This is a genomic window from Polaribacter sp. IC073, assembly GCF_007997075.1.
Classification (GTDB): Bacteria; Bacteroidota; Bacteroidia; order Flavobacteriales; family Flavobacteriaceae; genus Polaribacter.
Genome location: NZ_VORS01000008.1, coordinates 178,782 through 196,373, shown reverse-complemented (window position 1 = coordinate 196,373; position 17,592 = coordinate 178,782). Strand labels below are relative to the sequence as shown.

Genomic DNA, 17,592 nt, shown 5'->3' with positions numbered 1-17,592 from the left:
ATCATGAAAAACCATTTTTTAAAAACCCTATTATTTTTAATTTCAATTACACTCTTTTTATCTTGTGAAAAGAATGAACTAGATGAAGCCTACATCGCGAAAGGAGCGTATGATCTTGGATTTATTGTCTCTAACGAAGGTAATTTTGGCTCACCTAACGCCTCTATAAGTTTTATCTCGGCTGATTTATCAACAACTATAAATGAGGTTTACTCTAAAGAGAACAACGCTCCCGTAGGCGATATATTGCAAAGCATCACTTTTGACGACAACTACGCTTATTTAATTTTAAATAATAGTAATAAAGTTGAAGTTGTTGATAAGTACACATTTAAAAGAATTACAACACTTACTCAAGAAGACATAGAATTACCAAGGTATGCAGACACAAAAGATGGTAAATTATACATTACAAACGCACGTTCAAAAAGTGTTGTAATCTATAATATTGCAGATTTTTCTTATGAAACCACAATAGACATTGGTCGTGCAGTTGAGCAAATTATTGTAGAAGACGATTTTATGTACATACAAAATGCAGCTTACGGTTCTGGTAACAATATAACAGTTGTAGATCTTAAAACAAACACCGTTATTAAAACCTTAGTTACAGGTAAAGGCCTAAATAGTATGGAAGAAGAAGATGGTGTTTTATATGCAATGCATAACACTGGAATTACTAAAATAGATATATCTACGAATGAAGTTATTGGTGAAATTACATTACGTGGTAGTTTGGAAAAACCAAGTAAACTAGATATTGAAGATTCTAATATTTATTTTATTTCTGGATCTAGTATTTATAGTTCACCTATTACAAGTACAGAATTATCTGATATTCCTTTAGTAAATTCTGAAGTGGTTGCAGAATCTTGGTTTACTGGTTATGGATTTGCAGTTGAAAATAATAGAATATTTTACGCTGATGTAAAAGGATTTAGCGAGAATAGCGTAGTATTAGTTTATGATTTAGAGGGTAAGTTTTTAAAATCTATAAATACAGGAATTGGTACAAACAACATCTATTTTAACGATTAACTTAAAACATGTTTGTTGCTTGACAACTATTAATATTCGGTAAAAAAAATCTAGTTTCGTTCCTCTTTTTGATATGAGCAATTTCATAACTATTTCCTAAAATATTTAGCAGTTCTTACTTCTAATAACGCAATGATTAAATAACTTTTAGCGAGCATTCGTAAATTAAAATATAAAAGCCTTAGATTAATTAATCTGAGGCTTTTAGCATTATGGACGGACTCCTTTATTTTTTTATGATCAAAGGATTAAATTTTTGTGTAATACTAAAAAAATAGTACATCTTTGTAAGAGAAAACACACCACTACTTAATGAACCTTCAAACCAGAATTCCAATAAAAAAAAAATCAAATACACTAATAGCGTATACTTCTAAAATATTATTATTGGGTTCTTGTTTTTCAGAAAATATAGGTAATCAGCTTTCTTATTTTAAGTTTCAGTCGAATCAGAATCCGTTCGGAATTCTCTTTCACCCCAAAGCAATAGAAACCTTAATAACAAAAGCAATAAACCAAGAAAGGTATACCGAAAAAGATTTAACTTTTAACAATGAACGCTGGCATTGTTTTGATGCACATTCTAACATGAGTTCTGTTGATAAAAAAGAACTTTTAGTTAATTTAAATGCAGCATTAGTTCAAACTAAAAAACAACTCGAAGAAGCAACACATGTTATAATTACCCTAGGCACTTCTTGGGTCTACAGATTTATAGAAACAGCTGCAATTGTTGCAAACTGTCATAAAATTCCGCAGAAAAAATTCTTAAAAGAGTTATTATCTGTTGATGAAGTTTCAGAAAGTTTAGACCGTAGTATCGCTCTCCTAAAAATGCTAAACGTAGATGTTTCCGTGACACTTACAGTTTCTCCTGTTCGTCATTTAAAAGATGGCTTTATAGAAAATACAAGAAGCAAAGCACATCTAATTGCAGGAATCCACAACGTTGTAGATCCAATAAATAACATACATTATTTTCCTTCTTATGAAATTGTAATGGATGAATTAAGAGGGTATCGTTTTTATAATGAAGACATGATTCATCCGAATAAAACAGCTATTAGCTACATTTGGGAAAAATTTGTTGGAGCTTGGTTTACGGAGGCATCACAAATTACGATGCAAGAAATAGAACTAATTCAGAAAGGGATTTCTCACAGACCTTTTAACGAGAACTCTGAGCAACATCAGCAATTTTTAAAAAATTTAGCCCTCAAGCAAAAAGCAATAATACAAAAACACTCTTTTATTTCTTTTTAAGACGAAACAGCAAAAAAGAAAATTAGCCTTACAAAGGTTTTTATTTGTACCTTTAAATTTAGTACTATTTACGAAATAATATGATTCAAAAAATTCTTATCGGTATCATTTCTGGAGCTCTTGTAGGCATCTTTGTAACAGCAATTATATTACCAGAAACAAGTAACTTCTTAGAATTATTAGTAACAAAAATTACTGCAACCGCTATAATTACAGGTATATTATGTGGTATTTATGCTAAATTATCCAATTCTAAACTGCAAGTATTTTTTATATCGATACTTATAGGAATTATTATTTTCTACCTAAAGTATTTAGCAACAGGGCACGATTTTGATGCCCTAACAATGGGAGCTTTTGTTGGTGCAATGTTGGGTGGTATTTTTGCGATTGTTAGCAAAGCAACACACTCTTACAAAGTGTACACTAGATTGCACCAACGAAGAAGAAAAGGTTTTGGTAATTACCGTTAATCTAATTCTTTTGCAACATTTTGCCACGGTCCACCGTTAATTACATCCACTCCGTTTTGAGCCAAAAACTGAGTTGCTTGCCCGCTTCTACCTCCGCTTTTACAAACGGCAATTACTGGTTTTCCCCAAGCTTTAATTTGTTCTATTTCTAACGGAATTAAACTTAAAACTACGTGTTTTGAACTTTCTATATGGCCTTCATTCCATTCTGCCAAAGTTCTAACATCTAAAATTACCGCCTCTTTATCTAAATATTCTTTTATTTCTGTACTCATATCTTTTCTTTTAAAAATGTCAAAAAATCCCATAATTCTATATTTTTGATGGCTCGACTCTTAGTAAATTTAATCCGTTTTCTATTAACTTTTTATAGGTCTCATTTTTTTGTAAAACTAACAAGTAAGTATATATCTCTTCTTGTATCAAAAAATGATGCTGCAAAGCTACTTCATAAAGTTCTAAATTCAATAACCAATCATTAGAAAAATCTTTTTTCAACTGATTAAAAATAATTGTTAGGTTTTCTTCTGTAACTGATGTTGCTTCACGCATATTTCTTACTTCTTCGTATAAAGAATACAATGCTCTTTCTTGATCAGAATATTTTATTTTGTGCGTTTTTGTTTTAGAAACTTCACTTTCATCTTTAAAAGAATTAATATCGGCTGCCCCACCGTATGCAGAAACTACTTCTTTACCGACGGCCATATTATAAATTCCCCATGCTGGTTTAAATAAGACTGTTTCATTATGCATAACCGTACAATTATCAAAAGAAATAATTAATATTTTACCACGCAAATCTCTAGTTCCCGTAATTACATCTCCAACAACTTTTAGTCCGCCTTCAAATTCTAAAGAAATGCGTTTTCCTTCATAAATTTGATAGGCTTCTAAATCTCTAGGACTCATATTTTCGATGGCAATGTTAATTCCCTTCAATTTGCCAACAGGACTTCCAAAACCACCTTTATGATTTTCTACACCGTGGCCAATTAATTCTTTATCTCTATTTGACAAAGCTGTTAAACCTGTCGTTTGAAAATAAATAGGTTTGTTATTCTCATCTGCAATTACGTTGGTAAATACTCCAGAAATCTGTATCCCTGTACTCAATTCAATCGTTCCTAAATTCTTAGAATTAATTAATTTCTGTATGCCTTTTAAACCACCTTTTCTAATGGCCATTTTATTTGCAAATTGCTCTAAAACCAAACTTAGGTGTGCAAAATCTGGCGTTACAAATAATTGTGGTTGTGGTTTTGTAATATCGAAATTTATATTTGCGGTTTCAATGGAATAGGGTGCTTTTCTAACTTCATCTTTCATGCACCAAGCACTTTCACCAATAGAAGAAAGCAAACCTGCTCCGTAAATTTTAGGATTTTCTAAAGTGCCAATTAAACCGTATTCTACCGTCCACCAATGTAAATTTCTTATCTGTGCCATTTCAGACAATTCGCCCATATTATCTTGCAAATACGCGACCGCTTCTTGCGCTGTATTTATTTCTTTTTCTGAAGAATTTGGATTTTCTTTTAAGATTGATAAAAGACGAATTGCTTCATACATTTCATAATCTTTAGCAGACGAAATAGCTTTACAGCCAATTTCACCAAAACGTCTTAAATATTCTGCGTATTCTGGGTTTGCAATAATTGGTGCATGTCCTGCTGCTTCATGAATAATATCTGGTGCAGGTGTATATTCTATATGATTTATAGTTCTCATATCTGATGCTATGACCAATACATTATATGCTTGAAACTCCATAAATGCATTTGGCGGAATAAAACCATCTACAGAAACTGCTGCCCAACCGATATCTTTCAAAATACGATTCATTCCATCCATGTATGGAATTTCTTCTGTTGAAATACCTGTTTTGGCGAGTCCTTTTATGTAAGAATTATGTGCAACCTTACTTAGGTAATCTACATTTATTCTCATAACATAGCGCCAAACTGCTTGGTTTTGTGCTGTATATTCTTCATAAGGCTGTTTTACAACAAATTTATGTAAGTGTTTAGGTAGTTTTTTTGTGACATCATTCAATTGAAACTGCATATCTATCTAAATATTGAATTATTCTTACAAAATTACGTATTAAATCAACAATTATTCATTTTATCTTTGTTAAATACTGCAGGTAACATTTTGTTACTTTTAGCTTTTAATTAGTAACTAAAAAATTGATTATTATGCGTTTTGTAGCTTCTGTAGCGGCAATGATAACTAATAAGAGCACCCGTATTGCTACTTTTGATAAAATAAAGGACTTCAAAAAAAGTAACAAAAGTGAATTATTCTTCCCCAATAAAGCTATTGAGAACGACCCGAAAGAAGTTCGTGAGAAAATTCAACAACAAAACAATCGTAGTTTCTTTTAAAAAGTAAGAATTATTATTACCGCTATACTTCTTCTTTTTTATCTGATTAGTTTAAATAACTATTAAAATAAAAGTATTTAAAAACGAGAAGTAGCAACTACTTATCATTTTAATTTTACGCTATCGGTTTCGTGAAAAAGTAAAAATAAGACAAAAAACTTTCTTATTTTTACTGTTCAATTTTTAGAAAATGAACAAGAAAGTTATCTTAATGATTTTAGACGGTTGGGGAATTACACAAGACCCAAAAGTATCTGCAATTTACAACGCAAAAACACCTTTTATAAACGGTTTGTATGACAAATATCCGCATGCAGAACTAAGAACAGATGGTTTACACGTTGGTTTACCAGAAGGTCAAATGGGTAATTCGGAAGTTGGCCACATGAATTTAGGTGCTGGTAGAATTGTATATCAAAATTTAGCTAGAATTAATAAAGCAGTTAAAGAAAAAACCTTGGGTAAAGAAAAAGTATTGTTAGATACTTTAAAATATGCCAAAGAAAACAACAAAGATGTTCATTTATTAGGTTTGGTTTCTAATGGAGGTATTCACGCTCACATTAATCATATAAAAGGAATTTTAGATGTTGCCAAAGAAAATGAAGTAGACAATGTGTATTTACACGCGTTTACAGATGGTAGAGATTGTGATCCTAAATCTGGTACATTTTTCATCAACGATATTCAAGAATACATGAAAGAAAGTACAGGAGAATTGGCTTCTGTTACTGGGCGTTATTATGCAATGGATCGAGACAACAGATGGGAGCGTGTAAAAGAAGCGTATGATGGTATTGTAAACGGTGTTGGTACAAAAACTACAGATGTACTAGCTAAAATGAATGCAAATTATGAAGCAGGAATTACAGATGAGTTTCATAAATCTATCATTGTAACCAATGAAGATGGTTCGCCAAAAGCGCAAATAAAAGAAGGAGATGTTGTTTTATTTTTCAATTATAGAACCGATAGAGGACGAGAATTAACAAATGCCTTGTCTCAAAATGATTTTCCAGAATTTGGAATGAAAAAACTAGATTTATACTTTACAACGATTACCATGTATGATGAAAGTTTTAAAGGAATTAATGTAATTTACAATAGCGATAATATTAAAAATACGTTAGGAGAAGTACTTTCTAAAGCGGGTAAAAAGCAAATTAGAATTGCAGAAACAGAGAAATATCCGCATGTTACATTTTTCTTTTCTGGCGGACAAGAAGCTCCGTTTGAAGGTGAATCTAGAATTTTAAGAAACTCCCCAAAAGTGGCAACTTATGATTTGCAACCAGAAATGAGTGCTTATGAATTAACAGATGCTTTGTGTGAAGACCTAGAAAAAGGAGCCGCAGATTTTGTGTGTTTAAATTTTGCAAACGGAGATATGGTTGGTCATACAGGAATTATGGAAGCTGCTATTAAAGCATGTGAAACTGTAGATAACTGTGCAAAAAAGGTAATTGAAACGGGTTTAAAAAACGGATACTCTACACTACTAATTGCAGATCACGGAAATTGTGAAACAATGATGAACCCAGATGGTTCTCCTCACACTGCGCACACCACAAACCCCGTTCCGTTCATTTTAATTGATCAAGAAATAAAATCTATAAAAAGTGGTATCTTAGGCGATATTGCACCAACAATTTTAAATTTAATGGGTGTTGAGCAACCAACAGAAATGACACAACACTCGCTACTATAAAACACAAAACTTTACAAAAATGAAATACTTTTTTTTATTCCTGTTTACAATTTCACTAACTTCTTGTAACGCACAGCAAGAAATAACTGCTACCAAAAATAAACAAGGAGATTTAATCGGTTTTGCGAATAAAGAATCTTTTAATCAAGCTCCTTATAACTCATGGTTCCATCAAAACTTTGATACTTACAAACCAGATGCAACAACAATTTCTTCCTTAAAAGAAGCCCTAAAAGGAGTTACAATTAAAGCTTTTATGGGTACTTGGTGTGGAGATAGTAAGAGAGAAACGCCGCATTTTTACAAGGTTTTAGAATTGGCAGACTTCAATCTTAAAAATGTAGAAATGGTTACTGTAAATCGTTCTAAAAGAACTCCAGATAATCTACAAGAAGGTTTAGACATCAAAAGAGTACCAACATTTATTTTTATTAAAGACGGTAAAGAAATAGGGCGTTATGTAGAATATGCCAGAGAATCTTTAGAAAAAGATATGTTAAAAATTGTTTCTGGTGAAGCTTATAAACACTCTTACGACAGCAGTAAATAAATGAATACTAACAACTTAATTATTGCCGTAGATTTTGATGGTACCATTGTAGAAGATGCGTATCCTAAAATTGGTACTACACAACTTTTTGCTTTCGAAACTTTAAGAAAACTTCAAAGTGAAGGCTATCGATTGATACTTTGGACGTATAGAAGTGGCACCAAACTAAAGGAAGCTGTTACTTTCTGTAAAGAAAATGGCATTGAATTTTATGCGGTAAACAAAAGTTTTCCTGAAGAACATTTCGACCCCAAATACAGTAGAAAAATAAATGCAGATTTATTTATAGACGATCGAAATATTGGTGGTTTTATTGGTTGGACAGAAGTTTACAAGCATATTTTTAACTACACACCAGAACCTAAAAAAAAGAAAGGCTTTTTCGCTTTCTTGAAATAAGTATTTCAGCGTACTATTTCTTTAAATTATACTAACTTTGCTGTTCAATTTTTTTATTATGATTAAGATTAAAACCAAAGAAGAAATAGAATTGATGCGCGAAAGTGCTTTGATCGTTTCGAAAACATTAGGCATGCTTGCAAAAGAAGTAAAACCTGGAGTTTCTACTTTATATTTAGACAAATTAGCAGAAGATTTTATTAGAGCAGAAGGCGCAATTCCTGGTTTTTTAGGTTTGTATGACTTCCCGAACACGCTTTGTATGAGTCCGAATGCTCAGGTAGTACACGGTATTCCTAATAAAGAACCTTTAAAAGAAGGTGATATTATTTCTATAGATTGTGGTGCTAAGAAAAACGGATTTTATGGTGATCACGCTTACACATTTGCTGTTGGTGAGATTGATGCAGAAACTAGAAAGTTATTAGACGTAACTAGAGAAAGTTTATACGTTGGTATTCGCGAGTTTAAAGCAGGTAATAGAGTTGGAGACGTTGGGTATGCAATTCAGAAATTCACAGAAGATCGTGGTTACGGTGTTGTAAGAGAATTGGTTGGTCATGGTTTAGGAAGAGAAATGCATGAAGATCCAGAAATGCCAAATTACGGTAAAAGAGGAAGAGGAAAGAAATTTGTTGAAGGAATGGTGGTTGCCATAGAACCAATGACAAATCTAGGAACTCACAAAATAAAACAACATGCAGACGGTTGGACAATTACAACGTTAGACAATAAACCTTCTGCACATTTTGAGCACGACATTGCTATTTTAAACGGCAAACCAGAATTGCTTTCTACTTTTAAATATGTGCATGAAGCTCTAGGAATTGTTACGAATGAAGAAGATGAATTTAGACAATAATTAATAATTCGTGTCTATATTCAAAACCATATTAAACACCATACCAAGACCCTTGTTAATTAAAGCAAGTTACTGGGTTAAACCAGCAATTGCCTGGTACTTAAAAGGTGACAATTTTACAGATCCCATAGATGGTAGAAGTTTTAAGAAATTTCTACCTTATGGTTATGGGGTACAAAGAGAAAATGCACTTTCTCCATCTACGCTTTCATTAGAAAGACACCGATTAATGTGGTTGTTTTTAAAGGATGAAACTATTTTTTTTACATCCATAAAAAAACTAAAAGTTTTACACATTGCACCAGAACAATGTTTTTTAGATATTTTTAGAAAGCAGAAAAACCTAGCTTATATTACGTCGGATTTAGAATCTCCTATTGCAGATGTAAAAGCAGATATTTGCGATTTACCTTTTAATGAAAACGAATTTGATGTGGTTTTTTGTAATCATGTTTTAGAGCATATTACAAATGATACAAAGGCAATGCAAGAATTATATAGAGTTTTAAAACCTGGCGGATTTGGTATTTTCCAAATTCCGCAAGACCTATCTAGAGAAAAAACTTTTGAAGACAATGCTATTGTAGATAGAAAAGAACGCGCTAAGATATTTGGTCAATACGATCATGTTAGAGTTTACGGGCGTGATTATTTTAACAAGTTACGCTCTGTTGGTTTTAAGGTTGATGAAGTAGATTATACAAAAAAAATAACTCCAGAAAAACGAGAGCGATTTTGCTTAATGAAAGATGAAATTCTTCCTGTTTGCTATAAACTATAATCTTTTATTCTTGATGCCTTTTTAAAAAATCTGACCTCTTTTCTAACGTCTCATTTCCCTTTGTAATTACACCGTCTTTCAATATTTGATACACCCCATCTTCTACTTTAACAACTTTCGAATTTCCAGCATATTTTTTCCTTTTATCATTTACATTCTGTACTTTTTCCCCACGTTGATTTATCCAAAATACCTTATTACCTTTCACTGCCTGTGCGCTACCATTGTAAAACGCACCGATATAATCATAACTAGAAGCGGCAAATAACATTGCACCTTCTTCAGAGCATAAAAAGGCGTGCACTCTATAATTATTCTCAAGATATAACGGGTAGATTCCTCCTCCTAAATCACCCCCAAAAGTGTACCATTCTTTATCAACTTTTATTTCTTGATCATTATTGTATCTTCTAATGATATCATTTTTCTTTAAATCATTAAAAACTTGTTCCTTATTAACGGTTTTGATTATTTTATTTTTGTTTAAATCAAAAATCATTGGTCCGAAAGAATTGTTAGGGTACGTAACCAAGCACCCATTTGCTCTTGGCAACATCACTTTACCATAATGATTAGAAAGGGATTTAAAATCTGAAGGTTTTGGCAACAAAGTACCAGTGCCATTATTTGTGTTATAGTAGTATATTCTTGTTGGTTCTTTTTCTTTATTCTTCAGTAAAATAAAACCCGCATAACTTATAGAAACAGCATACTCTTTTGCTTCTTTAATAATTTCTGCCTTGTCATTTATAATTCCAAATTTGCCGTTTTTACGATACACAGCATAATTATTCATATTAAATTGATAAATGCTATCAACTTTTAGAGAAAGTCTTTTTGAAGTGTGCTGCCAAATAGTTTTTAGAGAATCTATTTTTTTTAATACCGCCGCTTTTCTAAGTCTTTCTTTTGCTGCTCTTTTTTCTTCTTCTTGCTGAAATTCTAACGCTTCACTTATCGTTATAAATAATTCTAATTGCTCAAAATAAGTATCCGATTTTTTATCTTCTGCATTTAAAAAATAGTATTTAGAATACTTTTTTGCCTCTTTGTATTTCTCTAATTCAAAATATATTTTAGTTCCTAATTTTGCAACACTTGTACTTGTAATAGTGTCCATGTATTTCATCGCTTTTTCAAAAAGTAATGAAGCTTCCTTAAAATCAATGCGCTCTTCAATAGCAATATTCGCCCTATTTATATATACATTCGCAATTTCAGAATTATTCTGACCGTATGAAACAGAGAAGAGTATAATCAAAGAAAGTGTTAAAAGTATTTTTTTCATAGTCTTGTAGTATCTTATTTTTATTTAGAAACGCAGATGATTGGCAATAGTACTTTTAAACCCCACGAACACAACTTAATTGTGCATATAATTGGTAAACTGTTCTAAATTCCCTTCATTATTTGTGTACAACAAAATTACCTCTAATTCTGTTTTTTTAGCTAGAAAAGACTTGGTTTTTTCTAGCCCCATCGCCATAAAAGCAGTTGCATAAGCATCTACATCTGCGCAATCTAAATTTGCGATCACAGAAACACTTAAAAGGTTGCTTGCCGTTGCATAACCCGTTTTAGGGTTTACAGTATGCACGTACTTTTCACCTGTCTTAGTCACTCTAAATTTTCTATAATTACCAGAAGTTGCCATCGATTTATTTGATAAATTTAAAATTTTAAAACCAGAATTAGAATTCGATTCTATAGGATCTACCAATTTTATATGCCAAGGTTGCTTCTTGTTTTTAAAACCATTGGTTCTAATTTCTCCACCAATTTCTACTAAATAATTATTTATTTTCTTACTTTCTAAAAAACGAGCAACCACATCTATACCAAAACCTTTTGCAATAGAATTGAAGTCTAAATAAATTTCTAAACTTTCTTTAACTATGCGATTCCCTTTTAACGCTACTTTATCTAAGCCAACAAGCTGCATTTGTCTTATTACTTGTTCATCTGTTAAATTATTTTTTTCTTTCTTAGGCCCAAACCCCCAAGCGTTTACCAAATTACCTACTGTAGGATCAAAAAAACCTTCTGTTTCGTTAAATATTCGTTTAGATTTTTCAAAAACTTCAACAAAAAAATCATCAACAATTACATCTGTTTCCCCATTATTTACCCTAGAAATATCAGACGTTGGTATGTACGTAGATAATGAAGTGTTCATTTTTAAAAATAAACTATCAATACTACTTTGATAATTAGCATTCGCGTTTAGATAAGTAATTTTGTACGTTGTTCCGAAAACCGCCCCTTTTAAAGTATAATCTTTAAAAACAACTTCTTTTTTACAGGTTGAAAAAAGCAGAAATATTGAGCAAAGAATAAAAAAAGGATAGTGTTTCATAGAATTTTATTACAACAAACAAAAATAGTCTATAATTTTTTCACAATTTATTGTTAATCGTTCTTTTTGTTCATTCATTTTGTTAAATTTGTAGTCAAACAAATAATTATTAAGTACAACATAATGAAAAAAATATCTTTAATCTTATTATCTGCCATTTTAGTTAGTTCTTGTGTTTCTAAAAAAGAATTTGCTGCATTGCAAACAGAGAAAACACAAACGGAAGAAGAGTTACTAGCTGTAAAGACAACTTTACAGAAATGTTTAATCGAGAATGAAAATATTTTTTCTTTAACAGAACAAATAAAGTCATTAAAAGACGACAAGAAAAATGCTTTAAAACAAGTTGAAAATTTAACTGTTTTAACACAATCCTCTTCAGACAATATTAAAACTGTTATTACACAGTTAAGTGAAAAAGACAAGTATATTAACGGTATTAGAAAAGCAATGACTCAAAAAGATTCATTAAACCTTGCTATAAAATATCATTTAACAAGAAACCTAACAAATGGTATTCAAGATGAAGATATTGAAGTTAATGTTGAAAAAACAGTTGTTTTTATCTCTATTTCTGATAAATTATTATTTAAAAGTGGAAGCTACAACGTAACCGATGGTGCATATACTGTCTTAGAGAAAATTGCTAAGGTTATAAATGACCAACCACAAATGGAAGTAATGATTGAGGGTCACACAGATTCTACACCAATTAAGAGAAACATCATTCAAGATAACTGGGATTTATCTGCTTTAAGAGCAACTTCTATTACAAGAATTTTACAATATAAATTTGGTGTGAAACCAAATCGTTTAATTGCTGCAGCTAGAAGTCAATATGTACCTTTAGTAGAAAATGATTCTAAAGCAAATAAAGCAAAAAATAGAAGAACCAAAATTATCATCATGCCTAGATTAAATCAGTTTTTTGATTTGTTAGAGCAAGACGCTAAATAATTTTTAGTTTCTTTTCATAATTTAAAAACCACTCTTTTTGAGTGGTTTTTTTTGTTTATAAGGCAAATATGTAGTCTTATTTCCGCTCTTCAAAATATTTACTTTTTAACAAAGTTATAAGAATTTACACAAAAAAGAACAATAAAACAGTACAGCTACAATTAAAAGACCTGCATTTAGAGTATTAATACGGAGGAATTGAACGAAATAAATAATGTAATTTTACAGTACTAATACGAACCCTTAAATCTAAATTTCAGTAAATTTTCCGATTAAAGTTTATCATGCCCTAAGATAACCTATCCACTACCGCAAGAAACCTGTATGTCACTAATTTTGATATAGCAGTCGTTTAAGGAATCTGTTCACTAAACTTTTAGAGTAATGAGTTTCATTTAAAAAGAACTAAACTCATTATCAATAAATATAAATTAGCTATTTATGATAAAAAGGGCGCCTTAACAATTCACAAAAATTAACAACGATTTGGATATAGAATTACTTAAAAAAGCCCTTAAAAAGGAAAAAAAAGCAAGAAAAGATGCAGAACGTATAACTGAAGAAAAAAGTTTAGCGCTTTACAACTCGGTTCTAGAGTTAAAAGAAATGGATATTCTGCGAACAGCGTCAGAATCTATTGCAGCAGAATTAAGACAGTTTATTAAAACTGCCAACGTTCCTGTTTTTGGTATCGATAGCAAAGGGCTTGTTAATGAGTGGAACCAGGCTACTGAAAAGCTTTCTGGTTTTGGAAGAGCGGAGATGTTAGGAAAAAACCTAACACAATATATTACCAAAGAGTATCAAGAAGCAGTGCAAGAAGTTTTAAACGATGCTTTACTTGGTAAAGAAACTGCCAATTATGAACTACCTGTGTTTACCAAAGATGGGCAGCGCTTAGTACTGCTCTTAAACTTAAATACATGTCGTAATACAAGTGGAATAATCACGGGGGTTTTAGGTGTAGGACGAGATGTTACAGAAAGAGCTCTTCAAAATGAAGAAGAGGAAAAACGTGCAAATGAATTAGTACTTGCTAACAAAGAACTTACCATTCAAAATGAAGAGGAAGAAAAAAGAGCAGACAAATTAATTATTGCAAACGAAGAGCTTGTCTTTCAAAATGAAGAAGAAGAAAAAAGGGCAGATGAGTTAATTATAGCCAACAAAGAACTTGCCTTTCAAAATGAAGAGAAAGAAAAGAAAGCAAATGAATTAGTACTTGCCAACGCAGAAATTATTTTGCAAAAAGAGCTAAGTTATCGTTCTGAAATGGAACGCATAGCATATGATTTAACACTACTTATCGAAACAGTAAATGCTCCTATTTTTGGTGTAGACAACAAAGGTCTTATAAATAAATGGAATGAAGCTTCTGAAAAAATTACAGGCTTTTCAAAAGAAGATGTATTAGGTAAAAACTTAGTACAAACATATATATCAGAAGATCAGCGAGCATCCGTAAAAAAAGTATTAGACAACGGTTTGCTTGGTAAACAAACAAATAACTACCAATTACCGCTACTTACAAAAGACGGACAACCAATTTTGGTCTTATTAAACTCAAGCACAAGACGTGATGCTCATGGAGAAATCACCGGTGTATTAGGAGTAGGACAAGATATTACTGAACAAAAAAAAGCGTCACAATATGCCCGAAGTTTAATTGAAGCTTCCCTTGATCCATTAGTTACAATTTCTCCTGAAGGAAAAATAACGGATGTAAATGAGGCTTCGGCAAAAGTTACAGGAATACCAAGAGACGCTTTAATTGGTACAGATTTTTCTAATTATTTTACAGAACCAGATAAAGCGAGAGCAGGGTATAAGAAAGTATTCGACGAAGGTTCCGTTTCAGATTACCCGTTAACCATTAGAAATCAAAAAGGAAAACTAACAGATGTACTTTACAATGCTTCTGTTTATAAAGATGATAAGGGAAATGTACTTGGTGTATTTGCTTCGGCCAGAGACGTAACTGCTCAAAAACAGGCCTCGCAATATGCCCGAAGTTTAATTGAAGCTTCCCTAGACCCATTGGTTACAATTTCTCCTGAAGGTATTATTACCGATGTAAACGAGGCTTTAGAAAAAGTAACAGGGGTTACAAGAGATGAATTAATTGGTACAGATTTTTCCAATTATTTTACCGAACCAGAAGAGGCTAGAGCAGGCTATAAAAAGGTTTTTGATGAAGGTTCTGTTTCCGATTATCCCTTAACTATTCGAGATAAAAAAGGAAAACTAATAGATGTATTATACAATGCCTCTGTTTATAGAGATGATAAAGGAAATGTGCTTGGTGTATTCGCCGCGGCTAGAGATGTAACCACTCAAAAACAAGCTTCGCAATACGCCAGAAGTTTAATTGAAGCTTCTCTAGACCCGTTAGTTACTATTTCTCTTGAAGGTATTATTACTGATGTAAATGAAGCTTTAGAAAAAGTTACAGGGGTTTCTAGAGAAGCTTTAATTGGCACAGATTTTTCCAATTATTTTACCGAACCAGAAAAAGCAAGAACAGGATATAAAAAAGTTTTTGAAGAAGGTTCTGTTTCTGATTATGCATTAACCATTTTAGATAAAAAAGGAAAGCTAACCGATGTATTATACAATGCCTCTGTTTATAAAGATGACAAAGGAAATGTACTTGGCGTATTTGCTGCTGCAAGAGATATTACAGAACTAAACACTCAAAATAAAGAAAGAGAAAAGAGGGCAATTGAATTGGCCAATCTTAAAGTTGAATTAGAACAACAAATCGTTTGTTTAAATGAATCTGCTATTGTCTCTGAAGCAGACGCAGAAGGTAATATTATATTTGCGAACGATAAATTTTGTGAAATTTCTGGATACAAAAGAGAAGAATTAATTGGTCAAAACCACAGAATATTAAAAAGTGGAAAACAACCAAACGGCTTGTTTATTGGCATGTGGGCTGCTATTAGTTCTGGAAAAGTATGGAAAGGCGAAGTAATGAACAAGAAGAAAGGAGCAAATGAATTCTACTGGGTAGACACTACTATTATGCCTTTTAAAGATGTAAATGGAAAAATAATTAAATACGTAGGTATTCGATTTGATATAACGAAACAAGTTGAACAAAAAGAAAACCTTTTAAAGCAAGCAGAAGAGTTAAGGCAGTTTATTGAAACCGCCAATGCTCCTATTTTTGGTATTGATAGTGAAGGCCTTGTGAATGAATGGAACCAGACCTCTGTAGAAATCACTGGATATACAAAGAACGATGTGTTAGGAAAAGATCTCGTACAAACCTACATCACCGAAGATTACCGAGAATCCGTAAAGAAAGTATTAGATGATGCTCTACTTGGTAAAGAAACCGCCAACTATGAGTTTCCTTTATTTACCAAGGATGGCCAACGTGTAATGGTCTTATTAAACTCTAGTACCCGTCGCGATTCCAATGGCAAAATTACTGGTGTATTGGGGGTAGGACAAGATATCACAGAATTGGTTGGTTATCGTAACGAGTTAGAAACCAAGGTGAATGAAAGAACTTTAGAACTAAATGAAGCGTTAAAGAAGGAGAAAGAATTAAGTGAACTAAAATCGAAATTTGTTTCAACAGCATCTCATGAGTTTAGAACGCCATTATCTGCAATTAATTTTGCTGCGGGTTCTATTAAAAAATACTGGGCAAAAATGGAGCCCGTTATGATTGATAAAAAACTACATAAGATAGAAGACCAGGTGATGCACATGACAAAATTATTAGATGACATTCTGGTTGTTGGACAAGCAGGTGCCGGTAAGATAAGGTACAAACCTTTGCATGTAAATCTTGGCGATTTTATCAATGAAATTATTGAAGAAGTTTATAGTTCACATAAAAAATCACACGAAATAATACTCATTGATCATGAAGAATTAAAGAATGCTAATATTCTAATTGATGAGAAGTTAGGTAGAAATATTTTTATCAATGTAATTGGTAATGCTATCAAGTTTTCTCCAGACGCTAAAAAAGTTACTATTGAGTTGTCGTCAGAAAGAAAACACATAATTATTTCAATTACAGATTACGGAATTGGCATTCCCAAATCTGAGCTTGAAAATATATTTCAGCCTTTTACCAGAGGTTTCAATGTTGATTTAATTCAGGGAACGGGCCTTGGTTTGTCAATTGCAAAAGAAGCAATAGACATCATGGGCGGAAAAATAATTGTGAAAAGTACTGCTGGAAAAGGAACCTCATTTATTGTGAAAATACGAAAAAAATAAAAATAAAAAATAAAAAACCATTATGCATAAAATTTTAATTGTAGAAGACACATTGGCTATTAGAGAAGAAGTTTGCGATATTCTCGAAATGGAAGGTTATAACGTATTTCAAGCGGAAAACGGAGAAATCGGTTTTAATGTAGCTTTAAAAGAGCGTCCAGACCTTATTATTTCAGACATACTCATGCCTCCCCTTGATGGTTATGAAATGTTTCAAAAACTACAAAGTCATGAGGAAACAAGGGCTATTCCACTGATTTTTCTTTCTGCAAAGGGAGAAAAAGAAGATATTAGAATTGGCATGAATCTAGGCGCTGAAGATTATTTAAGCAAGCCAATAAATATTAATGATTTGGTGAATGCTGTTGAAAATAAAATTAAAAAGAAAATGATTCTAGATCAAAAAATTGTTGAAAAAACACTGGAATTGTCTACTGTTATAGAAGATCAGGTACATAAAATAAGCGAACTAGAACACCAGATTATAAATTTAACAAAATTATTAAAAGATAAAGTTTAATTCTTATGATATGTTTATTTAGGGGTAAATAAACTACAAAATAAGTAAAA

The 17,592-nt window shown here is 31.8% G+C and carries 16 protein-coding genes; 12 read left to right on the top strand and 4 right to left on the bottom strand.

From position 1 onward, the window contains the following. Nucleotides 1-3: 3 nt before the first annotated feature. The 3 genes from ES045_RS12995 to ES045_RS12985 all read left to right on the top strand — a co-directional run bounded on the left by ES045_RS12995 (nt 4) and on the right by ES045_RS12985 (nt 2,774). A complete protein-coding gene (locus ES045_RS12995; protein ID WP_147116722.1) occupies nt 4-1,038 on the top strand; it encodes a YncE family protein in 1,035 nt (344 codons plus the stop codon). A gap of 312 nt (nt 1,039-1,350) precedes the next feature. After that, on the top strand, nt 1,351-2,301 hold the full coding sequence (locus ES045_RS12990) for a GSCFA domain-containing protein (RefSeq protein ID WP_147116721.1): 951 nt from the start codon (nt 1,351-1,353) through the stop codon (nt 2,299-2,301). An 80-nt stretch (nt 2,302-2,381) separates the two neighbouring features. Next, on the top strand, nt 2,382-2,774 hold the full coding sequence (locus ES045_RS12985) for a hypothetical protein (RefSeq protein WP_147116720.1): 393 nt from the start codon (nt 2,382-2,384) through the stop codon (nt 2,772-2,774). Here the strand turns inward: ES045_RS12985 and ES045_RS12980 are convergent. Next, the gene (locus tag ES045_RS12980) at nt 2,771-3,049 is read right to left on the bottom strand and encodes a rhodanese-like domain-containing protein (RefSeq protein WP_147116719.1); all 279 of its coding nucleotides are present in this window, start codon (nt 3,047-3,049) and stop codon (nt 2,771-2,773) included. The genes ES045_RS12985 and ES045_RS12980 overlap by 4 nt on opposite strands. 37 nt (nt 3,050-3,086) lie before the next feature. Beyond that, a complete protein-coding gene (locus ES045_RS12975; RefSeq protein ID WP_147116718.1) occupies nt 3,087-4,841 on the bottom strand; it encodes an aromatic amino acid hydroxylase in 1,755 nt (584 codons plus the stop codon). Between the two features lie 134 nt (nt 4,842-4,975). Here ES045_RS12975 and ES045_RS12970 point away from each other — a divergent pair, with 134 nt between their 5' ends. The 6 genes from ES045_RS12970 (at nt 4,976) to ES045_RS12945 (ending at nt 9,464) form a co-directional block, all read left to right on the top strand. Continuing rightward, nucleotides 4,976-5,164, top strand: a complete 189-nt coding sequence (locus ES045_RS12970; RefSeq protein WP_147116717.1) for a hypothetical protein — start codon at nt 4,976-4,978, stop codon at nt 5,162-5,164. Nucleotides 5,165-5,354: 190 nt separating this feature from the next. After that, nucleotides 5,355-6,872 (top strand): 2,3-bisphosphoglycerate-independent phosphoglycerate mutase, encoded by a 1,518-nt coding sequence (gene gpmI, locus ES045_RS12965; RefSeq protein ID WP_147116716.1) that lies wholly within the window; start codon nt 5,355-5,357, stop codon nt 6,870-6,872. 19 nt (nt 6,873-6,891) lie between these two features. After that, nucleotides 6,892-7,422 (top strand): TlpA family protein disulfide reductase, encoded by a 531-nt coding sequence (locus ES045_RS12960; protein WP_147116715.1) that lies wholly within the window; start codon nt 6,892-6,894, stop codon nt 7,420-7,422. Next, complete coding sequence (locus ES045_RS12955; protein ID WP_147116714.1) at nt 7,423-7,821, top strand: BT0820 family HAD-type phosphatase; 399 nt, start codon at nt 7,423-7,425, stop codon at nt 7,819-7,821. Nucleotides 7,822-7,879: 58 nt separating this feature from the next. Beyond that, entirely contained in the window at nt 7,880-8,683 is an 804-nt protein-coding gene (map, locus tag ES045_RS12950) for a type I methionyl aminopeptidase (protein WP_147116713.1), read from the top strand. Nucleotides 8,684-8,693: 10 nt separating this feature from the next. Continuing rightward, nucleotides 8,694-9,464, top strand: coding sequence for a class I SAM-dependent methyltransferase (locus ES045_RS12945; protein WP_147116712.1), 771 nt, complete (start codon nt 8,694-8,696; stop codon nt 9,462-9,464). 4 nt (nt 9,465-9,468) lie between these two features. Here ES045_RS12945 and ES045_RS12940 read toward each other — a convergent pair whose 3' ends face one another. Together ES045_RS12940 and ES045_RS12935 are read right to left on the bottom strand one after the other, a co-directional pair. Beyond that, nucleotides 9,469-10,752 carry a hypothetical protein gene (locus ES045_RS12940; RefSeq protein ID WP_147116711.1) on the bottom strand — a complete coding sequence of 428 codons (1,284 nt, stop codon included), beginning with the start codon at nt 10,750-10,752 and terminating at the stop codon, nt 9,469-9,471. Nucleotides 10,753-10,827: 75 nt separating this feature from the next. After that, nucleotides 10,828-11,820: an FAD:protein FMN transferase gene (locus tag ES045_RS12935; protein WP_147116710.1), complete on the bottom strand. Its 993-nt coding sequence runs from the start codon at nt 11,818-11,820 to the stop codon at nt 10,828-10,830. Nucleotides 11,821-11,943: 123 nt separating this feature from the next. On the opposite strand from ES045_RS12935, the gene ES045_RS12930 reads away from it, so the two are divergent. From ES045_RS12930 to ES045_RS12920, 3 genes are all read left to right on the top strand, one after another. Then, the gene (locus ES045_RS12930) at nt 11,944-12,777 is read left to right on the top strand and encodes a flagellar motor protein MotB (RefSeq protein WP_147116709.1); all 834 of its coding nucleotides are present in this window, start codon (nt 11,944-11,946) and stop codon (nt 12,775-12,777) included. A 486-nt stretch (nt 12,778-13,263) separates the two neighbouring features. Then, nucleotides 13,264-17,022 carry a PAS domain S-box protein gene (locus ES045_RS12925; RefSeq protein ID WP_147116708.1) on the top strand — a complete coding sequence of 1,253 codons (3,759 nt, stop codon included), beginning with the start codon at nt 13,264-13,266 and terminating at the stop codon, nt 17,020-17,022. A 22-nt stretch (nt 17,023-17,044) separates the two neighbouring features. After that, nucleotides 17,045-17,542, top strand: coding sequence for a response regulator transcription factor (locus tag ES045_RS12920; RefSeq protein ID WP_147116707.1), 498 nt, complete (start codon nt 17,045-17,047; stop codon nt 17,540-17,542). Nucleotides 17,543-17,592 lie beyond the last annotated feature (50 nt).